This window comes from Ramlibacter pallidus (genome assembly GCF_015070875.1).
GTDB classification, from domain to species: Bacteria; Pseudomonadota; Gammaproteobacteria; order Burkholderiales; family Burkholderiaceae_C; genus Ramlibacter; species Ramlibacter pallidus.
The window spans coordinates 613,529-636,580 of the sequence record NZ_JADDIV010000003.1 but is presented as its reverse complement, the minus strand read 5'-3'; the positions used below and the strand labels follow the sequence as shown (position 1 = coordinate 636,580).

The window sequence follows — 23,052 nt, the reverse complement described above, 5'->3', positions numbered from 1 at the left end:
GCAGGCGCCTTGTGCGCGTGAACAACAAGGGATTATGGACTTCGAACTCAAGACCCTCGACCTCGCGGGTGCAGCCGCCGAAAAGTGCGACGTGCTCCTGGTCCTGGTGACGGAAGGTTTCCAGGCCGGCAAGGACCCCGTTTCGCGCCTGGTGGGCGCCGCCCTCTCGGCCCGCGACCTCGAACCCAAGCCCGGCAAGATGCTGCAGGCCTACCGCAGCGAGGGCATCGCCGCGACGCGCGTCGTGCTGGCCGGCTGCGGCGACGGGTCGGGCAAGCGCGTGCAGGCCGCGGTCCAGGCCGCCGCCGGCGTGCTGCGGTCCTCGGCCGCCCGCAAGCTGGTCATCCTGCTGCCGCGGGCCGCCGGCGCCGAAGCGGTCCGCGCCGCCGTGTGCGGTACCGCCGAAAGCAGCTACGTGTACGTGGCGACCAAGTCCAAGCCCGAAGGCCGCGAACTGAAGAAGGTCGTGGTCGGCGTGGCCGATGCCGGCGCGCAGCGCCAGGCCTTCCAGCGTGCCAAGGCCGCGGCGGTGGGCATCGAATTCGCCCGCGAGCTGGGCAACCTGCCGCCGAACTACGCCACCCCCACGCGGCTGGGCGAAGAGGCGCAGAAGATGGGCAAGGCGCACGGCTTCGCCGTCGAGGTCCTCGGCCCGAAGGAAGTCGCCCGGCTCGGCATGGGGTCCTTCATGAGCGTGGCCAAGGGTTCCGCGGAGCCCCTGCGCTTCATCACGCTGCGCTACAACGGCGCGGGCAAGTCCGAGGCGCCCATCGTGCTGGTGGGCAAGGGCATCACGTTCGACAGCGGCGGCGTCTCGATCAAGCCCTCCGCCGAGATGGACGAGATGAAGTTCGACATGGGCGGTGCGGCCAGCGTGCTCGGCACCTTCCGGGCGCTGGCGGAACTGAAGCCGAAGCTGAACGTCGTCGGGCTGGTCCCGAGCTGCGAGAACATGCTGGATGGCTCCGCGTACAAGCCGGGCGACATCCTCACCAGCATGAGCGGCCAGACCATCGAGGTGCTGAACACGGACGCCGAGGGCCGCCTGATCCTGTGCGACGCGCTGACCTTTGCGGAACGCTTCAAGCCGCGCGCCGTGATCGACATCGCCACGCTCACGGGCGCCTGCGTGGTGGCCCTGGGCGGCGTGCGCAGCGGCTTGTTCGCCACCGACGACGCACTGGCGGAGCAGCTCGCGGCCGCCGGCGAAGCGGCGCTCGACCCGTGCTGGCGCTTGCCGCTGGACGACGAGTACGCGGAAGGCCTGAAGACCAATTTCGCCGACGTGGCCAACGTGGCGGGACGCGCCGCGGGCGCCGTCGTCGCGGCCAAGTTCCTGCACCGTTTCACCCAGAACTATCCCTGGGCCCACCTGGACATCGCGGGCACGGCCTGGAAGGGCGGTTCCGCGAAGGGGTCCACGGGCCGGCCCGTCGGACTGCTGCTGGAATACCTGCTGTCGCAGGAAGGCGGCAATGCCTCCGCCAAGGACGCGCCGCCGCGGGCCGTGAAGGCCGCCAAGCCGGCCAAGGGCCGTTCGCGCGCTGCCGCCTGACGCATGACCGAGGTCGCGTTCCACTTCAACGTGCCGGACAAGCTGGCCTATGCGTGCCGCCTGCTGCGCAAGGCGCACGGCACCGGCTCGCGGGTGGTGGTCACGGGCGAGCCCGAGGCGCTGCGCAGCCTCGACACGCAGCTGTGGACCTTCTCGCCGCTGGAGTTCATCCCCCATTGCAGCGTGGCCGAAGCCGACCCGTCCGTGGTCGCGGCCTCGCCGGTGCTGCTGGCGGCGTCGCCCCGCGGCACGCCGCACCAGCAGGTGCTGGTGAACCTCGGCGGCCCGGTGCCGGAAGGCTTCGAGCGCTTCGAGCGCCTGATCGAGCTGGTGGCGACCGACGACGGCGACCGGCAGCAGGCGCGCGGCCGCTGGAAGCACTATGCCGACCGCGGCTATGCGATCACCCGGCACGACCTCGCCGCGCGGGAGTCCGCCTGATGGCCAGCCGCACGCCGCCCCGTTTCGTGCCAACGCTCACCGAAGTCGTGCATTCCGGGCCCGCGCCGCTGGCGCCCGCGGGCAACGTGGCGGTGTCCCAGGAGCAGATCGCCCAGCGGGTGCTCCAGCGCGTGGACCTGGTGCTGGAGCGCCGCCTGCGCGAGGCGATCGCCAGCGTGGTGCTCGAGCAGAGCAGGCTGCTCACGCCCATGCTGCGGGAACGCCTCGAAGTCGTGGTGCGCGAAGTCGTGGCGGAAGCGGTGGCCGACGAGATGCAGGCCCGCGCGCCGCGCGGTCCCTGAAGGCCCGCGCTGTTGCGCCCCGGCCCGTCCCTTCGTTTTACCTATGGAAGAGGCACGCGTTTTGCGTTAATGTGCCGCGCTTGAGCAAAATTCAACTCTCATTTTTCACTGGAGGTGCTATGCGGAGAGGTTTGGTACTGGGTAGCGTGACCGCTGCCGTGGTTCTGTTGATGGCAGGCTGTGGCAAGAAGGAAGAACCGGCACCGGCGCCGGCTCCCGCGACCAGCTCGGCCCCCGCGCCCGCCCCGGCGGCCGCGCCCGCTCCCGCCCCGACCGCTGCCGCCCCCGCGGCCGGCGGCAACGTCATCAAGATCGGTCACGTGGCTCCCCTGTCCGGTGCGCAGGCGCACTACGGCAAGGACAACGAGAACGGCGTCCGGATGGCGATCGAGGAACTCAACACGCAGAACATCCAGATCGGCGGCCAGGCCGTGCGCTTCGAGATCCAGGCGGAAGACGACGCCGCCGATCCGAAGCAGGGCACCGCCGCCGCCCAGAAGCTGTGCGACGCGAAGGTCGCGGGCGTGGTGGGCCACCTGAACTCCGGCACCACCATCCCGGCGTCCAAGGTCTACAACGACTGCGGCATCCCGCACGTCACCGGCGCGGCGACCAACCCGGCGCTGACGAAGCCCGGTTACAAGACCACCTACCGCATCATCGCGAACGACAACGCACTGGGCGCCGCTCTGGCCCTGTACGCCGCCGACACGCTGAAGCTGAAGAAGGTCGCGATCATCGACGACCGCACGGCCTACGGCCAGGGCGTCGCCGAGGTGTTCAAGAACACCGCCAAGTCCAAGGGCATGACGGTGGTGGACGAGCAGTTCACCAACGACAAGGCCACCGACTTCATGGCGATCCTGACCGCCATCAAGGCCAAGGCTCCCGACGCCATCTTCTACGGCGGCATGGACCCGCAAGCCGGCCCGATGCTGCGCCAGATGGAACAGCTGGGCATGGCCAACGTCAAGTACTTCGGCGGCGACGGCATCTGCACCAGCGAGATCATCAAGCTGGCCGCGGGCGCCAAGACGCTGGACAACGTGATCTGCGCCGAAGGCGGCGCCTCCATCGCCAAGATGCCCGGCGGCACCGCCTGGCGCCAGAAGTACGACCAGAAGTACCCGAACCAGTTCCAGGTGTACAGCCCGTACACCTACGACGCGACGTTCGTGCTGGTCGACGCGATGAAGCGTGCCAACTCGGCGGACCCGAAGGTCTACATGCCCAAGCTGATCGAGACGCAGTACCAGGGCGTCACCGCCAAGATCGCGTTCGAGCCGAACGGCGAGCTGAAGAACGCCGCCACCACCCTGTACTCGTACAAGGGCGGCGCGAAGAAGCCGATCGAGTAAGCCGCTCGACGCACGGAAAAGGCCGCCGCGAGGCGGCCTTTTTCTTTGTGCCGTCGTCCGGGCATGCTGATCCGCGGTAACCGCATGTGTCGCAGCAGGAGGGCCTGCAGAGCTTGGTTGGTGCCCTGGTCACGGCGTCGCATCCACGCACGCTTGCTGTAGGCCCGCTGGAGGTTTTCCTGTGCGCGCCGTCCTACACCCCGCGCCAGTATTGGGTTTGTGGGCGATCCCGCTTTCCTGTCGGGTTGAACGGCCATCGTGAACCCGGTACCCTCCCTCGTTCTGTTGGCGTGCCAACAGTTGCTTACCAATGGGGGAAGACATGGAAGTTCTGGCGAAAGTGCCTTCGGCCGAGCATCGCGACGGCGACTTGAAACTGGTGCTGAAGGCGCTCTCGGCCTTCCGGCGTGGCGAACACGGCGTTACGCTGCCGACCGAATGGGACGGGCTCTACGGAAAGATCGCCGCGGAGTTCAATGAGCTTTCCTCGCAGACCTCGCGCACCTCGCACAAGCTCAAGACGGTCGCCGCCGCACCGAACACGGGCGCCCGCACCGTCAAGCGCGTCGCCGACGACAAGCTGACGGGCTTCTGGCAGGAGAACGTCGCCAGCGTGAACAGCCTGCTGGACGAAGTCGAGCTCGCTTCCGACCGCACCCGCACGCTGCTTTCCAGCCTCACCGAACTGAAGAAGGGCAGTGCCGACGCGCACCTGCCGCACGACTGGACCGGCCTGTTCGGCAAGGTCGCGGACGCCTTCAACGACGTCGTCGCCGAGAACGTGCGCATGTCGCAGGAGCTGGCCCGCCTTTCGCGCGTGGTCGGCAAGGAAGGCAAGCTGAAGGAACGCGCGGCGATGCCGAGCCAGGGCGGCTTCTGGCGCGATTCCGCGGAATCCATCAACTCCCTGATCTCCGACCTGGTGCACCCGACGTCCGAAGTGGCGCGCGTGATCGGTGCCGTGGCGCAGGGGGACCTGTCCAAGTCGATGGCTTTGGAGGCGGACGGGCGCGCGCTGGAAGGCGAGTTCCTGCGCACGGCCATGACCATCAACAAGATGGTGCAGCAGCTCGGGACCTTCTCCGCCGAAGTGACGCGGGTGGCGCGCGAGGTGGGTACCGAAGGCAAGCTGGGCGGCCAGGCAGAAGTGCAGGGCGTGGCGGGTACCTGGAAGGACCTGACCGACTCCGTGAACTCGATGGCCGGCAACCTGACGGCCCAGGTGCGGAACATCGCCGAAGTGACGAAGGCCGTGGCCGCCGGTGACCTCTCCAAGAAGATCACCGTGGACGTGAAGGGTGAGATCCTCGAACTGAAGAACACCATCAACACGATGGTGGACCAGCTGCGCTCCTTCGCTTCGGAAGTGACGCGGGTGGCGCGCGAGGTGGGGACCGAAGGCAAGCTGGGGGGCCAGGCTGACGTGCAGGGCGTGGCCGGCACGTGGAAGGACCTGACCGAATCCGTGAACTTCATGGCCGGCAACCTGACCTCGCAGGTGCGGAACATCGCTGACGTGACCAAGGCGGTGGCGGCCGGTGACTTGTCCAAGAAGATCACCGTGGACGTGAAGGGCGAGATCCTGGAGCTGAAGAACACCATCAACACGATGGTGGACCAGCTGCGCTCGTTCGCGTCGGAAGTGACGCGCGTGGCGCGCGAGGTGGGGACCGAAGGCAAGCTGGGCGGCCAGGCCGACGTGCAGGGCGTGGCCGGCACCTGGAAGGACCTGACCGACTCGGTGAACTCCATGGCCGGTAACCTGACGGCCCAGGTGCGGAACATCGCGGACGTGACGAAGGCCGTGGCCGCCGGTGACCTCTCCAAGAAGATCACGGTGGACGTGAAGGGCGAGATCCTGGAGCTGAAGAACACCATCAACACGATGGTGGACCAGCTGCGCTCCTTCGCTTCGGAAGTGACGCGCGTGGCCCGCGAGGTGGGTACCGAAGGCAAGCTGGGCGGCCAGGCCGACGTGCAGGGCGTGGCCGGCACGTGGAAGGACCTGACCGATTCCGTGAACTCCATGGCCGGCAACCTCACGGCCCAGGTGCGGAACATCGCGGAAGTGACGACCGCCGTGGCGGCCGGTGACCTCTCGAAGAAGATCACCGTGGACGTGAAGGGTGAAATCCTTGAGCTGAAGAACACCATCAACACGATGGTGGACCAGCTCTCCTCCTTCGCCTCGGAAGTGACGCGCGTGGCGCGCGAGGTGGGTACGGAAGGCAAGCTGGGGGGCCAGGCCGACGTGCAGGGCGTGGCGGGTACCTGGAAGGACCTGACCGAATCCGTGAACTTCATGGCCGGGAACCTGACGTCGCAGGTGCGGAACATCGCGGACGTGACGAAGGCCGTGGCCGCCGGTGACCTGTCGAAGAAGATCACGGTGGACGTGAAGGGCGAGATCCTGGAGCTGAAGAACACCATCAACACGATGGTGGACCAGCTTTCCTCGTTCGCCTCGGAAGTGACCCGCGTGGCGCGGGAGGTGGGCACGGAAGGCAAGCTGGGTGGCCAGGCCGACGTGCAGGGCGTGGCCGGCACCTGGAAGGACCTGACAGACTCGGTGAACTCCATGGCGGGCAACCTGACGGCCCAGGTGCGGAACATCGCGGACGTGACGAAGGCCGTGGCGGCCGGCGACCTCTCCAAGAAGATCACCGTGGACGTGAAGGGCGAGATCCTGGAGCTGAAGAACACCATCAACACGATGGTGGACCAGCTGCGCTCGTTCGCGTCGGAAGTGACGCGCGTGGCGCGCGAGGTGGGGACCGAAGGCAAGCTGGGCGGCCAGGCCGACGTGCAGGGCGTGGCCGGCACGTGGAAGGACCTGACCGACAACGTGAACTTCATGGCCGGCAACCTGACGGCCCAGGTGCGGAACATCGCGGACGTGACGAAGGCCGTGGCGGCCGGCGACCTCTCCAAGAAGATCACCGTGGACGTGAAGGGCGAGATTCTGGAGCTGAAGAACACCATCAACACGATGGTGGACCAGCTGCGTTCGTTCGCTTCCGAAGTGACGCGCGTGGCGCGCGAAGTGGGTACCGAAGGCAAGCTGGGCGGCCAGGCCGACGTGCAGGGCGTGGCCGGCACGTGGAAGGACCTGACCGATTCCGTGAACTCCATGGCCGGCAACCTCACGGCGCAGGTGCGGAACATCGCGGAAGTGACGACCGCCGTGGCCGCGGGCGACCTGTCCAAGAAGATCACGGTGGACGTGAAGGGTGAAATCCTGGAGCTGAAGAACACCATCAACACGATGGTGGACCAGCTCCGCTCCTTCGCTTCGGAAGTGACCCGGGTGGCGCGGGAAGTGGGTACCGAAGGCAAGCTGGGCGGCCAGGCCTACGTGCAGGGCGTGGCCGGCACCTGGAAAGACCTGACCGACAACGTGAACTTCATGGCCGGCAACCTGACCGCGCAAGTGCGGAACATTGCGGACGTGACGAAGGCCGTGGCCGCCGGTGACCTCTCCAAGAAGATTACGGTGGACGTGAAGGGCGAGATCCTGGAACTGAAGAACACCATCAACACGATGGTGGACCAGCTCTCCTCTTTCGCCGCCGAGGTGACGCGCGTGGCGCGGGAAGTGGGCACCGAAGGCAAGCTGGGCGGCCAGGCCTACGTGCAGGGCGTGGCGGGTACCTGGAAGGACCTGACCGACAACGTCAACTTCATGGCCGGCAACCTGACGTCGCAGGTGCGAGGCATCGCCAAGGTGGTGACGGCCGTGGCCAACGGCGACCTCGACCAGAAGCTGACCGTGGAAGCCAAGGGCGAAGTGGCCGCGCTGGCCGACACCATCAACGCCATGACGGACACGCTGGCCACCTTCGCCGACCAGGTGACGACCGTGGCGCGCGAGGTGGGCGTGGAAGGCAAGCTGGGCGGCCAGGCCAAGGTGCCGGGCGCCTCGGGCACCTGGAAGGGCCTGACGGAGAACGTGAACCAGCTGGCCGCCAACCTGACGACGCAGGTGCGGGCGATCGCCGAGGTGGCGACGGCCGTGACGCAGGGTGACCTGACGCGCTCGATCACGGTGGAGGCGCTGGGCGAGATGGCCGCGCTGAAGGACACGGTGAACGAGATGATCCGCAACCTGCGCGACACGACGCAGGTGAACACGGAACAGGACTGGCTGAAGACCAACCTGGCCAAGTTCTCGCGCATGCTGCAGGGCCAGCGCGACCTGGTCGCGGTGGGCCACCTGATCCTGTCGGAGCTGGCGCCGGTGGTGGGCGCGCAGCAGGCCGAGTTCTACGTGCTGCGCTACACGCAGGAGCAGCCGAAGCTGCGCCTGATGGCGTCGTACGCGTCCGACGGCCATGGCGCCTACGGCAAGGAGGTCGACCTGGGACAGGGCCTCGTCGGCCAGGCCGCGTTCGACAAGAAGAAGATCACGCTGACCTCCAGCATCCCCGAAACGCTGAAGATCGCCTCCGGCCTGACGGAAGTCGCGCCGCTGAACGTGCTGGTGCTGCCGATCATCTTCGAAGGCCAGGTCCGCGGCGTCATCGAGCTGGCGTCGGTCGAACGCTTCAACCCGACCCACCAGGCTTTCCTGGACCAGCTGACGGAATCGATCGGCATCGTGATCAACACGATCGAAGCCAACATGCGGACGGAAGACCTGCTGGCCCAGTCGCAGTCGCTGGCGCAGGAACTGCAGTCCCGCCAGGAGGAACTGCAGCAGACCAACGAGGAACTGCAGGAGAAGGCCCGCCTGCTGGCGCACCAGAACCAGGAGGTGGAGCGCAAGAACTCCGAGGTGGAGCAGGCGCGCCAGGCCCTGGAGGAAAAGGCCAAGCAGCTGGCCCTGACGTCCAAGTACAAGTCCGAGTTCCTGGCCAACATGTCGCACGAGCTGCGCACGCCGCTGAACTCGCTGCTGATCCTGTCCGACCAGCTGTGCAAGAACCCGGAGGGCAACCTCACGCCGAAGCAGGTGGAGTTCGCCAAGACCATCCATTCGTCCGGCAACGACCTGCTGATGCTGATCAACGACATCCTGGACCTGTCCAAGATCGAGTCCGGCACGGTGGTGGTCGACGTCAACGAGCTGCGCCTGTCCGACCTGCAGCTGTACGTGGAACGGACTTTCCGCCACGTCGCCGAAGCCAAGAACGTGGACTTTACCGTCCGCACCGGCCTCAACCTGCCGGCCTCGATGGTCACGGACGCCAAGCGCCTGCAGCAGATCCTGAAGAACCTGCTGTCCAACGCCTTCAAGTTCACGCACCAGGGCCACGTCACGCTGACGGTGGAAGAGGTGTTCGCGGGCTGGGCGCCGGACAACGAGGACCTGAACCGCGCACAGCAGGTGCTGGCGTTCTCGGTCTCCGATACCGGCATCGGCATCTCGCCGGACAAGCAGCAGATCATCTTCGAGGCCTTCCAGCAGGCCGACGGCTCCACCAGCCGCAAGTACGGGGGCACGGGCCTGGGCCTCGCGATCTCGCGCGAACTGTCGAAGCTGCTGGGCGGCGAGATCCGCCTGGTGTCCGCGCCGGGGCAGGGCTCCACGTTCACCCTGTACCTGCCGCTGGTCTACATGGCCACGCGCACGACGCGCCGGGTCACCACCGACTACCGCGGCGACCAGACGGTGGCCCCGGTGCCCAAGCGCCTGCCGACGCCGGTGCCGTCCGCGGCGGCCGAGGTCGAGGATGCGGTCGAAGTCGAGGTCGAAGGCGACGAGCTGCTGGCCGCCGACAACGTGGCCAACGACGACCGCGACAACATCCAGCCCAGCGACCAGGTGCTCCTGATCGTGGAGAACGACCTGGCCTTCGCGCGCTTCCTGCTGGATGCCGCGCGCGCCAAGGGCTTCAAGGGCCTCGTGACCACGATGGGGGCCGGTGCGCTCACGCTGGCCAGCCAGCACAAGCCGTCCGCGGTCACGCTGGACATGCACCTGCCCGACATGGCCGGCTGGCGGGTGCTGGACCGCATCAAGCACGACCTGGCGCTGCGCCACGTGCCGGTGTGCGTGATCTCCACCGACGACAGCAAGGACCGGGCCTTCAAGTCCGGCGCGCTGGCGTTCCTGGAAAAGCCGATCCGCTCCAAGGAAGTCCTGGACGGCATGCTCGAGAAGCTGCACAACTACCTGGCGCGCACCGAGAAGAGCCTCCTGGTCGCCGTGGAAGACCAGTCGGTCCGCAACGACCTGCTGGCCCAGATCGAGGGCGAACAGATCGACGTGACGGTGGTGGCCACGGCCGCGCAGCTGCAGCAGGCGCTGGACGACGGCCGCTTCGATGCGGTGGTGCTGGAGGACGGCTTCGCCGGCGCGGACACCCGCGAACTGCGCCGGTCGCTCGCCGGGCAGGCCAGCATCGGCCCCCTGCCGCTGATCCTGTACCGGGGCGACGCCGGCGCGCGCCAGGCCTGGCATTCGGACGAGGGCATCACCGTGCACGAAGTGCAGGGCGCCCCCAAGCTGTTCGACGCCACCCTGATCGCGCTGCACCGCAGCCTGGCGCGCCTGCCGGAGATCAAGCGCAACGTCATCGACAACGTCTACGAATCCGCCAAGCCGCTGGCCGGCAAGCGGGTGCTGATCGTCGACGACGACATGCGCAACATCTTCGCCCTGGCCACGGTGCTGGAAGAGCACGGCATGGACATCGTCTGGGCCGACAATGGCCGCGAGGCGATCAACCGCGTGGCCAACGACCCCGGCATCCAGGTGGTCCTGATGGACATCATGATGCCGGAGATGGACGGCATGGCCACCATGAAGGAGATCCGCAAGCTCCCGCAGGGCCGGAACCTGCCTATGATCGCGGTCACGGCCAAGGCGATGAAGGGCGACAGGGAGAAATGCATCGAGGCGGGGGCCTGGGACTACCTGGCCAAGCCGGTGAACACGCCGGACCTGCTGTCGGTGCTGCGCGCCTGGCTGCAGCAGTAACTACAGGAGCATTGGTGACGAGCACTGCGAACCCGCAGCAGCAGGAGGCCCCGGAGAAGGTCAACATCCTCGTGGTGGATGACCTGCCGGAGAAGCACGTGGTCTTCACCACCATCCTGGACGAGCTCGACCAGAACATCGTCAGTGCCCGGTCCGGGCAGGAGGCCCTGAAGTACATCCTCGAGATGGAATTCGCGGTCATCCTGCTCGACGTCAACATGCCGGACATCGACGGCCTGGAGACCGCCAGCCTGATCCGGCAGTACAAGAAGTCGGCCCAGACGCCGATCGTCTTCATCACGGCCTACGTCGACGACCTGCAGGCCAGGCGCGGCTACGCGCTGGGCGCGGTCGACTACATCCCGTCACCGGTGGTGCCGGAGGTGCTGCGTTCCAAGGTGCGCGTGTTCTGCGAGCTGTTCCGGATGAACCGGCAGTTGCAGAAGCAGGCGCAGCAACGCGAGGAACTGGCCCGTTCCGAAGCCGCGCGGGCGGCAGCGGAGGAGGCGATCCACCGCGCCGACTACCTGGCCGAGGCGAGCCAGGTGCTGTCCCGGTCGCTGAACCTCGACGACACGGTCGCCGCGATCCTGGACCTGAGCGTGCCCATGCTCGGCCAGCGCGCCGTCCTGGGCATCCCGGACAAGGAAGGCGGCGTCCGCCGCCTGGAGATGCATCCGGCGCCCAAGGCGGACGACCACGTCGCCTTCGACGAGGCGGTGGGGCCGGACCTGCGGTCGGTGGCCGACCAGGTGCTGCGCGACAAGCAGTTCCGGCTCTGGCGCAAGGGCAACGGCCGGGCCGCCGCGGTCTGCCCGCTGATGGCGGGCGACGAGATCCGCGGCGCGCTCGCCCTCGTCGGCGACGAGGCCTTCTTCGACTCGCCCCGGACCGCGCTGATCCGCGAGTTCGCCAGCCGCGCCTCCATCGCCATGGAGAACGCGCGCCTCTATTCGGCCGTGCAGGAAGCCGACCGCCGCAAGAACGAATTCCTGGCCATGCTGGCGCACGAGCTGCGCAACCCGCTGGCCCCGATCCGCAACGCGGTGCACATCCTGGCGAGCGCGGAGGAACTGCCGCCCAAGCTGGGATGGGCCCGGGACGTCATCGGGCGGCAGGCCGAACACATGGCGCGGCTGATCGACGACCTGCTGGACGTCTCCCGCATCGTGCAGGGCAAGGTGGCGGTCAAGCCCGAGAAGCTGCAGCTCGTGTCGCTGATCGAGCGCTCGGTGGAGGCCAGTTCGCCCCGCTTGGGCGCGCGCGACCAGGTGCTCGACGTCGTGCTCCCCAGGGTACCCATCGAACTGGACGGCGACGCCGTGCGCCTGTCGCAGGTGCTGTCCAACCTGATCAACAACGCCTGCAAGTTCTCGCCGCCAGGCAGCCGCATCGCGCTGGAATCGAGCTACCGCGACGGCGAACTGCAGATCGCGGTGAAGGACCAGGGTGCCGGCATCGCCCCCGAATTCCTGCCCCACATGTTCGACCTGTTCGCGCAGGCGGACCAGTCGCTGGACCGCTCGCAGGGCGGGCTGGGCATCGGCCTCACGCTCGTCAAGCACCTCGTGGAACTGCACGGAGGCCGTGTCTGGGCGACCAGCGAAGGCCTGGGGAAGGGCGCCCAGGTCACGATCGCGCTGCCGGCCTGCGTGTCCACGCAGCCGGCGGGCCCGCTGCCGTCCGTGACGCATCGGCCGGTGCACGTGGCACCGGGCGCCGCGGCGCGGATCCTGGTGGTGGACGACCTGGCCGCCTCGGCCGAGACCCTGCTCACGCTGCTGGAGATGGAGGGCTTCGAGGTGCGCATGGCGCACGAGGGCCAGGACGCCCTGCGCATCGCGCGGGAGTTCAGGCCCGACGTGGTGCTGCTGGACATCGGCCTGCCCGGGATGAACGGCTTCGAGGTCGCGCACGGCCTGCGCAGCCAGCCGGAGTCGCAGGAGGCCCTGCTGATCGCGTTGACCGGCTATGGCGAAGCCGAGAGCCGCACGCGCTCGGCCCAGGCGGGCTTCGACTTCCACATGGTCAAGCCGGCCGACGTCAACCTGCTGCTGTCGATGCTCGCGAATCCGCAGGAGGCGCGCCGCAACGCGACGGCCACGACGGCCGCGTGAATTTCCACTGCTACAATCGCTGGCTTGCTGGAGAGGTGGATGAGCGGTTTAAGTCGCACGCCTGGAAAGCGTGTGAGGGTTAATAGCCCTCCGCGGGTTCGAATCCCGCCCTCTCCGCCAGCACGATGATGAAACCCGCCACCGGCGGGTTTTTTCTTGGCCGCGCCCTCAGGCGTTCCACACGCCCAACGCGACCATCACCAGGCCGATCGCCGCGGCCGCAGCATGACCGAGGACGAACGAAACGGGCAGGGCGATGCGCTGCCAGTGGTAGCGCAGGTTCAGCACCGCGCCGCCCAGCGCCGCCACCAGCAGCAGCACGAGCCCGGCCCAGGCCATGCCGGGCAAGCCGCGGGCCAGCGCTCCGTAGAGCAGGAGCGTGAGTCCGGCCGCGGCCAGCAGCCCGTGCACCATCGCGATGGAGATCGGAGGATGGGGACGTCCGCTGAAACGGATGCCGGCGAGCACCAGGCCGCCGGCCGCCGTGATGGCCAGCAGGACGACGGCGGTGCGCAGCAGGGTCTGGAAATCCATGGAAGGCTCCTGGGTGGGGTGGGGGAGTCCATTGGACGCGCGAACCTGCGGAAGGTGACAGCGCAGGATGCAATAGGCTCATCTGTCTAAGTTAACTAGACAGACAAGAGGAAGTTAGACAGTCTTGGACAGTGGCGGGGCCAACTTGTATCGACGTCGGGGTGGTGTGTTCCGAGTGACGCGCAGGCTTCCGCTTACCGTTCGTCGCGAGCTGTTGCGCAGTGTGTACAACTGTCTACTGTGTAAGTTGACTGTCCATTTGCGCAGTCGCATAGTCTGTCCATACAGTCTACCGACGAGGCGCTCTTGCTCACCAGCAAGGAGATCATCGAGAGGACCGGCATCTCGCGTGCCACTCTCAACAACTACATCGCCAGCGGCCTGGTGCCGCGGCCGCAGGTCCTGCCGCCGGGCCCGCGGGATGGTGCGGCGCCCCGCATCGGCTACTTCCCCGACGACACGATCGCGCGCATCGAGGTCATCCAGCGACTGAAGCGCGAGGGCTGGACCATCTCGCGCATCGCGGAGCACCTCTCGGCGCATCCGCCCGCGGCGCCCGAGTCCCCTGTGACTCCCGCGTCCGCGCCCATCGCGTCCCTGCCCATCGCATCCGCACCGGCGCGCGTGCCGGCCGCCGCGCTGGCGGCGCCCGCGCCGGCGTCCCCGATCGACCCCGCATTGCGCCTGTGGCTGCCCCAGGGCCGCGGCGCCGCCTACCTGGTCGACCACGGGCTCCGGATCGTGTGGGCCAACGACGATGCGCGCGCCAGCGGCTTGTCGCCGCTGGCCGGCGTGACGCGCGAAGGGGCCGGCAGCATCCTGCCGCACCTGCTGGCGGTCGATGCCGCCGGCGGGCGCGACGCGCTGCTGCGTTTCCACCTGGAGATGGCCCGCCAGCGCTCCGCCGCGGCCGGCGACCTGCTGCGGGACCTGCCGCAGCACCACGCTGCCGCCGTCGAAAACGTGTACCGCGAAGTCCGGGACCAGGAGCCGCGCCTGGTGAGCCACCTGCGCATCCCCGGTTCGGCGGCCGCGCCGGCGCGCCTGGTGTACGCCGTGCAGTTCCGTGACGGCGTGCTGTTCGTCTACGGCGCCCTCGCCGAGGAGGCGCCGAGCGCTCCGGCGCCGCAGGCCGCTCCCGCGTTGACGCCGGTCGCCGTGCTGGTGGCCACCCTGCAGGAAGCGCATGCGCTGTGGGTCCGGCTGACCGCGCAGGAATATTTTGAGCTCCTCAACGAGATCTGGGCCGAGCTGGACCGGATCTTCCGTCGCCACGGGGGGGTGCGCGGCACGCAATCGGGCGAAGTGCTCGTCTGCTACTTCCTGCCGGCCGGCGGCGGCAGCTACCTGTGGAACGCGCTGCTGGCCGCGCAACAGAGCCGCGACGCGCTGCGCCAGGTCAGCCGCCGCTGGAAGCAGCGCAAGAGCTGGGACGTGGAGCTGTCGATGAACGTCGGCCTGGACGAAGGCCAGGAATGGATCGGCGGCATGGGGCCCGCGGAACAGGGCAGCCTGCGCGTGCTGGGCGACGCCGCGGACCGCGCGGAACAGCTGTCACGCGCGAGCCGGCTCGGCGCCATCCTGGTCACGCGCAGCTTCCTGGGCAAGGTGGCGCCCGAGGAACTGCGCCGCGTCACCTACGGCGTGCCGGCCACCGACGGCAGCGACGGCCGCGTGCTCTTCACCTTCGGCCGCCTGGCCGACATCGCCCCCGCTTCCCCCGTGTCCGGACGCTTCGCCGACCTTGCCGTCGCCGAACTCCTGGACCTGCAGTTCCCCCATAACGAGCCCGCCCCACGAGGCGGAGCCTGATTTCGAGAGGACAAGAAAATGCGCTGGTTCAACACCAAGGACCTCCGGAGCAGCATCTACGCGATCTTCAGCGTGGGCGTGTCCAGGCCCGCGGCCTCGGATCACTCGCTGCGCACGGAGAACATCCGGCAGACGATGCTGGCGATGGTCGACATGGACGGCAGCGACCGCGCGGAGAAGCTGGCGCGGCGGATCCGCTACGCGGACCTCGAGGCGCTCTGGTTCATGCGGGGGGAGCTGATGGGGCTGCTGGCACGGACGCACGGGGAAATGGCGGCGCGCGAGCAGCTGGAAGGGCTGGGCGCCCTGTTCGAGGACATGCTGCCGAGCGGGCTGCGCTCGCGTCCCAGCCCGCTGAACCACTCCTACCGGGCGTCGCGCCCCCATTCGGACGACATCTGAGAAGGAACGGCGTTGGGAGACGCTGTGGCGCCAGCAGGGGAGGTGCGGGTGCCGGAGATCATCTTCATGGCGGACGCGATGAGGCCGGAGACCTCGCTCATGTTGCCCGGGATGACGAGCGTGGTGGTCGCGTCGGCCGCCACCTTGCCGAAGGCGTCGACGGCGCGTTCGGCGACCTTCAGTTGCACCGCCTGCTCGCCGCCCGGCTGGCGGATGGCCTCGGCGACCTGCCGGATCGCCGCCGCCGTGGCTTCCGCCACCGCCAGGATCGCCGCCGCCTCGCCCTGGGCGTTGTTGATCTCGGCCTGCTTCTCGCCCTCGGAGCGCGCGATGAACGCCTCGCGCTCGCCGGTGGCGATGTTGATCTGCTCCTGGCGCCGGCCTTCCGAAGCGGCGATCAGGGCGCGCTTCTCGCGTTCGGCGGTGATCTGCGCCTGCATGGCGTGCAGGATCTCCTTGGGCGGCGTCAGGTCCTTGATCTCGTAGCGCAGCACCTTCACGCCCCAGTTCAGGGCAGCTTCGTCGATGGCCTGGACCACCTGCGCGTTGATGATGTCGCGCTCCTCGAAAGTCTTGTCCAGTTCGAGCTTGCCGATCACGCTGCGCAGGGAGGTCTGCGCGAGCTGCGTCACCGCCACGATGTAGTTGGACGACCCGTAGGACGCGCGCATGGGGTCGGTCACCTGGAAATACAGGATGCCGTCCACCTGCAGCTGGGTGTTGTCGCGCGTGATGCAGACCTGGCTGGGCACGTCGAGCGGGATCTCCTTCAGGCTGTGCTTGTAGGCCACCTTGTCGACGAAGGGGATCAGGAAGTTCAGGCCGGGCGTCAGCGTGCCGTGGTACTTGCCCAGGCGCTCCACGACCCAGGCGTTTTGCTGCGGGACGACCTTGATCGCGCGCACCACGAAGATGACGGCGATGACGAACAGGACCAGTGCGATTTCCATGCTTTTCTTCCCTCTTGGATCAGATCTTCTCGACGACCAGGCGGCTGCCACTCACCTCGCGCACCCGGTGCGCGCCCGTGCCCTGCGGCGTGCCGCCGGCAGGGACGGCGGTCCAGGTGGTGCCGCGGTAGCGGACCATCGATGTGTTCTCGGCCGTCCAGGCCTCCACGTGCACGGCCTCGCCGGCATCGAGGTTCAGGTTGGTGTTCTCGCCCGCCGCGCCGGCGAAATGGCGGCGGCGCACGACGTGCCAGGCCGCGACCGCGCCGCCGCCGACCAGGGCGGCCATCACCAGCTGCGTCGGGATCGAGGTGCCGGCGTGGGCCGCCACGGCGCCCGCCGCCAGCCCGATGGCCAGCATCAGCAGGTAGAACGTCCCCGTGAGGAGTTCGATCGCCACGGCCGCGCCGGCCAGCAGCCACCAGAGTGTCGGTTCCGCCATGTGCCCTCCTTTTGGCCCGCATTGTGGGCGAAAACTCATCCGTGGCGGTGAAGCCGCTGCGGATTTCATACACTTCGCCCCTCGTTGCCCTTTTAGCCCTCCTGGACGCCGCATGAAGTTCCGTTTCCCCATCGTCATCATCGACGAAGACTACCGCTCGGAGAACACCTCCGGACTGGGCATCCGCGCGCTGGCCGAAGCGATCGTGGCGGAGGGCTTCGAGGTCCTGGGCGTCACCAGCTACGGCGACCTGTCGCAGTTCGCGCAGCAGCAAAGCCGCGCCAGCGCCTTCATCCTGTCGATCGACGACGAGGAGTTCACCGCCGGCCCCGACGGCGTCGACCCGGTGGTGGTGAACCTGCGCGCCTTCATCTCCGAAGTGCGCCGCAAGAACCCGGACGTGCCGATCTACGTCTACGGCGAAACCAAGACCTCGCAGCACCTGCCCAACGACATCCTGCGGGAGCTGCACGGCTTCATCCACATGTACGAGGACACGCCGGAGTTCATGGCGCGCCACATCATCCGCGAGGCGCGGTCGTACCTGGAGGGCATCCAGCCGCCGTTCTTCAAGGCGCTGCTCGATTACGCCGAGGACGGCTCGTATTCCTGGCACTGTCCCGGGCATTCGGGCGGCGTCGCCTTCCTCAAGAGCCCGGTGGGCCAGATGTTCCACCAGTTCTTCGGCGAGAACATGCTGCGGGCGGACGTCTGCAACGCCGTGGACGAACTGGGCCAGCTCCTGGACCACACCGGCCCCGTGGCCGCCAGCGAGCGCAACGCCGCGCGCATCTTCAACGCCGACCACTGCTTCTTCGTCACCAACGGCACCAGCACCTCGAACAAGATGGTCTGGCACCACGAGGTGGCGCCGGGCGACGTGGTGGTGGTCGACCGCAACTGCCACAAGTCGATCCTGCACTCGATCATCATGACGGGGGCGATCCCCGTCTTCCTGCGGCCCACGCGCAACCACTTCGGCATCATCGGGCCGATCCCGCAGAGCGAGTTCACGCCCGAATCGATCCGGGCCAAGATCAAGGCCAACCCGCTGCTGGCCGGGGTCGACCCGGAGACGGTGAAGCCGCGCATCCTGACGCTGACGCAGTCGACCTACGACGGCGTCCTGTACAACACCGAGACCATCAAGGGCATGCTCGACGGCTACGTCGAGGCGCTGCACTTCGACGAGGCCTGGCTGCCGCACGCCTGCTTCCACCCCTTCTACGGCAGCTTCCACGCCATGGGCAAGAAGCGCGCGCGGCCGCAGAAGTCGCTGGTCTATTCCACGCAGTCCATCCACAAGCTGCTGGCCGGCATCAGCCAGGCCAGCCACGTGCTGGTGCAGGACGCCGAGGAGAACAAGCTGGACCGCCACCTGTTCAACGAGGCGTTCCTGATGCACACCTCGACCAGCCCGCAGTACGCCATCATCGCCAGCTGCGACGTGGCCGCCGCGATGATGGAGCCGCCCGGCGGCACCGCGCTGGTGGAGGAATCCATCATGGAGGCGCTGGACTTCCGCCGCGCCATGCGCAAGGTGGACCAGGAGTACGGCAAGGACTGGTGGTTCAAGGTGTGGGGCCCGGACAAGCTGGTGGAAGAGGGCATCGGGCGGGCCGACGACTGGATCATCAAGGGCGAGGCCCGTTCGGCCAAATGGCACGGCTTCGGCAACCTGGCCGAAGGCTTCAACATGCTGGACCCGATCAAGTCCACCATCGTCACGCCCGGCCTGGACCTGAACGGGAAATTCGCCAAGACCGGCATCCCGGCGGCGATCGTCACCAAGTTCCTGGCGGAGCACGGCGTGATCGTGGAGAAGACCGGCCTCTACAGCTTCTTCATCCTCTTCACGATCGGCATCACCAAGGGCCGCTGGAACACGCTGGTGTCGGCGCTGCAGCAGTTCAAGGACGACTACGCCAAGAACCAGCCGATGTGGCGCATCCTGCCGGAGTTCTGCCAGCAGTTCCCGCGCTACGAGCGCATGGGGCTGGCCGACCTGTGCCAGTACGTCCATGAGCTCTACGCCAAGTACGACATCGCCAAGCTGTCGACCGATATCTACCTGAGCGAGCTGCAGCCGGCGATGAAGCCCAGCGACGCCTTCGCGCACATCGCGCACCGCAAGACCGAGCGGGTGGAGATCGACGCGCTGGAAGGCCGGATCACCACCAGCCTGATCACGCCGTATCCCCCGGGCATCCCGCTGCTGATCCCGGGCGAGGTGTTCAACCGGAAGATCGTCGACTACCTGAAGTTCTCGCGGGCCTTCAACGCCGAGTGCCCCGGCTTCGGCACCGACATCCACGGCCTGGTGAGCGAAGTGGACGAGAAGACCGGGGCGGTGCGCTACTACGCGGACTGCGTGAAGGACTGAGCGCGGCGGTGGGCGCGGCCCACCGCGCCCGCGTCACTCCTCGACCGCGATGGCGGTGTGGCTGAAGCCGCCGTCGACGTAAGTGATCTCGGACGTCACGCCGCCGGCCAGGTCGCTCAGCAGGAAGGCCGCCACGTTGCCGACGTCCTCGATGGTGACGTTGCGGCGCAGGGGCGCGACATCGGCCACCACCTTCAGCAGCTTGCCGAAGTCCTTGATGCCCGAAGCGGCCAGGGTCTTGATCGGGCCGGCGCTGATGCCGTTGACGCGCACGCCCTTGGGCCCGAGGGCGCCGGCGAGGTAGCGCACCGACGCTTCCAGCGAGGCCTTGGCCAGCCCCATGGTGTTGTAGTTCGGGACGATGCGCTCGGACCCGAGGTACGTGAGCGTCAGCAGGGCCGCTTTCTCGTTCAGGTAGGGCAGGGCCGCCTTGGCCATCGCGGGGAAGCTGTACGCGCTGATGTCGTGGGCGATCCTGAAGCCCTCGCGCGACAGCCCCTCGAGAAAGTCGCCGGCGATCGCTTCGCGCGGCGCGAACCCGATGCTGTGGACGAAGCCGTCGAACTTCGGCCAGGTCGCGGACAAGTCCTGGAAGAGCTTGGCGATCTGGGCGTCGTCACCGACGTCGCAATCGAAGATGAGGCTGGAATTGAACTCGGCCGCGAACTCGGTGATCCGATCCTTGAAGCGCTCGCCGACGTAGCTGAAGGCGAGTTCGGCGCCCTGCTCATGGCAGGCGCGGGCGATGCCGTAGGCGATCGACCGGTTGGACAACACGCCCGTGATCAAGAATTTCTTGCCAGTCAGGAATCCCATGTCTCTCTCTTCGGTGAAAACTCGGCAGAATTGTCGCATGCGAGGTTTCCCGTTACTGCTGGCCCTGGCGCTCAGCCCGGCCGCGTGGGGCGCCCATGGCTATGCGCTGTGGGGCGAGCTGAAGCAGCCGCCGGGCTTCCCCCATTTCGCCTATGTCAATCCGCAGGCGCCCAAGGGCGGCGAGCTGCGGCTCGTGAGCAACCTGCGCTACTCGACCTTCGACAAGTACAACCCGTTCACGATCAAGGGATCACCGCCGGCCTATCTTTCCGGGCTGATGTTCGACAGCCTGTTGTCCGGGGCGGCCGACGAGGTCGGCGCCGGCTACGGCTTGCTGGCGGAGGACGTGGAGGTCCCGCCCGACGGGCTCTCGGCCACCTTCCGCCTGCGCCGCGAGGCCCGCTTCCACAACGGCGACCCGGTGCTGGCCGCGGACGTGAAGCATTCCTTCGACACGCTCCTGGGCCCGCACACCTCGCCGGCGTACAAGACGGTGCTGGAGGACCTGGTGGCCGTCGAAGTGGTGGACGAACGCACGGTGCGGTTCCGGTTCAAGCGCAAGAACCGCGAAATGCCCCTGACCGTGGGCGGCCTGCCCATCTTCAGCCGCAAGTGGGGCATGGAGAACGGCAAGGCCAAGCCGTTCGACCAGGTGGTGATGGACATCCCCATCGGCAGCGGCCCCTACAAGATCGGGCCGGTGCGCTTCGGCAAGGACATCACCTATGTCCGCGACCCCAACTACTGGGCGCGCGACGTCAACGTGCGCCGTGGCACGTCGAACTTCGACCGCATCACGGTGAAGATCTACACCGATCCCACGGCGCGGCTCGAGGCGCTGAAGGCCGGCGAGTTCGACCTCATGCGGATCAACATCTCGCGCGACTGGGCGCGCCAGATGACCGGCCGCAAGTTCAACTCCGGCGAGCTGGTCAAGGGCGAGTTCCGCCACCGCCTGCCGGCGGGCTTCCAGAGCTACATCCTGAACACGCGCAACCCGAAGCTCCAGGACCCGCGCGTGCGCGAGGCCCTCGCGCTCGCGATGGACTTCGAGTACATGAACCGGCAGCTGTTCTACAACGCGTACCAGCGCGTGCAGGGGCTGTTCGGCAACACCGATTGCAAGTCGCAGGGAACGCCGGGGCCCGAGGAGCTCGCCTTGCTGGAACCCTGGCGTGGCAAGGTCCCGGACGCGGTCTTCGGCCCGGCGTACGAACCTCCGCGCACGGACGGCACTTCCTCGTTGCGCGACAACCTGCGCAAGGCCGCCGGGCTGCTGAAGCAGGCCGGTTGGGAGGTGCGCGACGGCGCGCTTCGCAATGCGAAGGGAGAAAGCCTGGTGCTGGAGTACCTCGACAGCCAGGAGAGCGGCGCGCGGGTGATGACGCCGTGGATGCGCAACCTGGGCAAGCTCGGCATCACGCTGAACTACCGGCCGGTCGACTTCGCCCTGTACCAGCAGCGGCTGCAGAAGAAGGAGTTCGAGATCATCTCGCTCAACATCCTCGGAACGCACACGCCCGGGCAGGATTACGTCGACCTGTTCGGAAGCAAGGCCGCCGATGTCGAGGACTCGGGCAACTACACCGGCATCAAGAGCCCGGCCGTCGACGAGCTCCTGCGGCGGATGACGAGCGCCGACACCCGGGCGGAACTGCTGCCCGCGTGCCGCGCCCTGGAACGGGTGGTCATGTATTCGCACATCCTCATCCCGCAGTGGACGGCGGGTACCCACCGGATGGTCTACAACGCCTGGCGCCTGCAGCCCACGCCGGCGATGCCGCCCTACAGCCAGGGTGAAGCCTGGGTCATCGACACCTGGTGGGCCCGGCCCGGCCGCGCCGCGGGCCCCAACGGAAATCCCGGCTGATGGCGGCATACATCCTCAAGCGCCTGCTTCTGATGGTGCCCACGCTGCTGGGCGTGCTGCTGGTCACCTTCGCCGTCACGCAGTTCGTCCCCGGCGGACCCGTGGAGCAGTACCTGGCCGAGGCGCGCGCCACCACCGGCGGAGGGGGGGAGGGCGGCGGCTTCAGCTATCGCGGGGCCCAGGGCGTCGACACGAAGCGGCTTGCGGAGATCAAGGCCCTGTACGGATTCGACAAGCCCGCGCACGAACGCTTCTTCCAGATGCTGGGGCAGTACGCGCGCTTCGACCTGGGCCGCAGCTTCTTCCAGAACAAGGATGTCTGGCAGCTCATTCGCGAGAAGCTGCCGGTCTCGATCAGCCTCGGCCTGTGGACCTTCTTCCTGAGCTACCTGATCGCCGTACCGCTCGGCGTGGCGAAGGCGGTCCGGGCGGGCTCCCGGTTCGACCTGGTGACCACGCTCGTGGTGCTGGTCGGCTACGCCATCCCCGGCTTCGTGCTGGGCGTGGCGCTGCTGGTGGTGTTCGGGGGCCAACTCGGCTGGTTCCCCCTGCGCGGCCTGACCTCCAGCAACTGGGAGCAACTGAGCTTCGGCGGCAAGGTGGTCGACTACCTGTGGCACATCACGTTGCCGGTCACGGCGATGGTGGTGGGCAGCTTCGCCGTCACCACCATGCTCACGAAGAACTCCTTCCTGGAGGAGATTCGCAAGCAGTACGTGCTGACCGCCCGCGCCAAGGGACTGGACGAGCGCCGCGTGCTCTGGAAACACGTCTTCCGCAATGCGCTGATGCCCATCATCGCCGGCTTCCCCGCGGCCTTCCTGGGTGCCTTCTTCACGGGCTCGCTGCTGATCGAGACCCTGTTCTCGCTGGACGGCCTCGGCCTCCTCAGCTACGAGAGCGTGATCCGGCGGGACTATCCCGTGGTCCTCGGCACGCTCTACCTCTTCACGCTGCTCGGCCTGCTCACGAAGCTGCTCAGCGACCTCCTGTACGTCTGGGTCGATCCCCGTGTCAAATTTGACTGACCCCCCCGAAGCGGCCCAAGGCCGCCTCCCCCCGGAGGGGGGCGCAGCGAGCGGCCCGGCAAAGCCGGTTCCGCCGCTGCCCGGAATGGAGTCCATCGCCGGCCAGACCCAGGGCGGCGG

The 23,052-nt window shown here is 67.7% G+C and carries 15 protein-coding genes and 1 tRNA gene; 12 read left to right on the top strand and 4 right to left on the bottom strand.

From position 1 onward, the window contains the following. Nucleotides 1-34 precede the first annotated feature (34 nt). The 7 genes from IM787_RS12240 to IM787_RS12210 all read left to right on the top strand — a co-directional run bounded on the left by IM787_RS12240 (nt 35) and on the right by IM787_RS12210 (nt 12,815). Nucleotides 35-1,555: a leucyl aminopeptidase gene (locus IM787_RS12240; protein WP_193676915.1), complete on the top strand. Its 1,521-nt coding sequence runs from the start codon at nt 35-37 to the stop codon at nt 1,553-1,555. Nucleotides 1,556-1,558: 3 nt separating this feature from the next. Further along, complete coding sequence (locus IM787_RS12235) at nt 1,559-1,996, top strand: DNA polymerase III subunit chi (protein WP_193676914.1); 438 nt, start codon at nt 1,559-1,561, stop codon at nt 1,994-1,996. Next, on the top strand, nt 1,996-2,298 hold the full coding sequence (locus IM787_RS12230; protein ID WP_193676913.1) for a hypothetical protein: 303 nt from the start codon (nt 1,996-1,998) through the stop codon (nt 2,296-2,298). Before IM787_RS12235 ends, IM787_RS12230 begins: the two co-directional genes overlap by 1 nt. A 119-nt stretch (nt 2,299-2,417) precedes the next feature. Beyond that, the gene (locus tag IM787_RS12225; RefSeq protein ID WP_227494284.1) at nt 2,418-3,656 is read left to right on the top strand and encodes a branched-chain amino acid ABC transporter substrate-binding protein; all 1,239 of its coding nucleotides are present in this window, start codon (nt 2,418-2,420) and stop codon (nt 3,654-3,656) included. A gap of 322 nt (nt 3,657-3,978) precedes the next feature. Beyond that, nucleotides 3,979-10,578, top strand: coding sequence for a hybrid sensor histidine kinase/response regulator (locus IM787_RS12220; RefSeq protein ID WP_227494283.1), 6,600 nt, complete (start codon nt 3,979-3,981; stop codon nt 10,576-10,578). A gap of 14 nt (nt 10,579-10,592) precedes the next feature. Then, nucleotides 10,593-12,695, top strand: coding sequence for a hybrid sensor histidine kinase/response regulator (locus IM787_RS12215; protein ID WP_354004405.1), 2,103 nt, complete (start codon nt 10,593-10,595; stop codon nt 12,693-12,695). 29 nt (nt 12,696-12,724) lie between these two features. Further along, a tRNA-Ser gene (locus IM787_RS12210) sits at nt 12,725-12,815 on the top strand. A gap of 48 nt (nt 12,816-12,863) precedes the next feature. Here IM787_RS12210 and IM787_RS12205 read toward each other — a convergent pair. Next, nucleotides 12,864-13,229: a hypothetical protein gene (locus IM787_RS12205; RefSeq protein ID WP_193676910.1), complete on the bottom strand. Its 366-nt coding sequence runs from the start codon at nt 13,227-13,229 to the stop codon at nt 12,864-12,866. A 306-nt stretch (nt 13,230-13,535) separates the two neighbouring features. Between IM787_RS12205 and IM787_RS12200 the strand changes: the two genes are divergently transcribed. Then, on the top strand, nt 13,536-15,041 hold the full coding sequence (locus IM787_RS12200) for a MerR family transcriptional regulator (protein WP_193676909.1): 1,506 nt from the start codon (nt 13,536-13,538) through the stop codon (nt 15,039-15,041). Between the two features lie 18 nt (nt 15,042-15,059). Further along, nucleotides 15,060-15,443: a hypothetical protein gene (locus tag IM787_RS12195; RefSeq protein ID WP_193676908.1), complete on the top strand. Its 384-nt coding sequence runs from the start codon at nt 15,060-15,062 to the stop codon at nt 15,441-15,443. Here IM787_RS12195 and IM787_RS12190 read toward each other — a convergent pair. Both IM787_RS12190 and IM787_RS12185 read right to left on the bottom strand, forming a co-directional pair. Then, nucleotides 15,407-16,393 (bottom strand): SPFH domain-containing protein, encoded by a 987-nt coding sequence (locus IM787_RS12190; RefSeq protein WP_193676907.1) that lies wholly within the window; start codon nt 16,391-16,393, stop codon nt 15,407-15,409. The genes IM787_RS12195 and IM787_RS12190 overlap by 37 nt on opposite strands. A gap of 19 nt (nt 16,394-16,412) precedes the next feature. After that, on the bottom strand, nt 16,413-16,835 hold the full coding sequence (locus IM787_RS12185) for an NfeD family protein (RefSeq protein WP_193676906.1): 423 nt from the start codon (nt 16,833-16,835) through the stop codon (nt 16,413-16,415). A gap of 112 nt (nt 16,836-16,947) precedes the next feature. On the opposite strand from IM787_RS12185, the gene IM787_RS12180 reads away from it, so the two are divergent. Then, a complete protein-coding gene (locus tag IM787_RS12180; RefSeq protein ID WP_193676905.1) occupies nt 16,948-19,218 on the top strand; it encodes an arginine/lysine/ornithine decarboxylase in 2,271 nt (756 codons plus the stop codon). A gap of 33 nt (nt 19,219-19,251) precedes the next feature. Here the strand turns inward: IM787_RS12180 and fabI are convergent, their stop codons facing one another. Continuing rightward, on the bottom strand, nt 19,252-20,034 hold the full coding sequence (gene fabI / locus IM787_RS12175) for an enoyl-ACP reductase FabI (RefSeq protein WP_193676904.1): 783 nt from the start codon (nt 20,032-20,034) through the stop codon (nt 19,252-19,254). A gap of 37 nt (nt 20,035-20,071) precedes the next feature. Here fabI and IM787_RS12170 point away from each other — a divergent pair, with 37 nt between their 5' ends. Both IM787_RS12170 and IM787_RS12165 read left to right on the top strand, forming a co-directional pair. After that, on the top strand, nt 20,072-21,904 hold the full coding sequence (locus IM787_RS12170; RefSeq protein ID WP_193676903.1) for an extracellular solute-binding protein: 1,833 nt from the start codon (nt 20,072-20,074) through the stop codon (nt 21,902-21,904). Beyond that, complete coding sequence (locus tag IM787_RS12165; RefSeq protein ID WP_193676902.1) at nt 21,904-22,932, top strand: microcin C ABC transporter permease YejB; 1,029 nt, start codon at nt 21,904-21,906, stop codon at nt 22,930-22,932. Before IM787_RS12170 ends, IM787_RS12165 begins: the two co-directional genes overlap by 1 nt. Nucleotides 22,933-23,052: the final 120 nt, after the last annotated feature.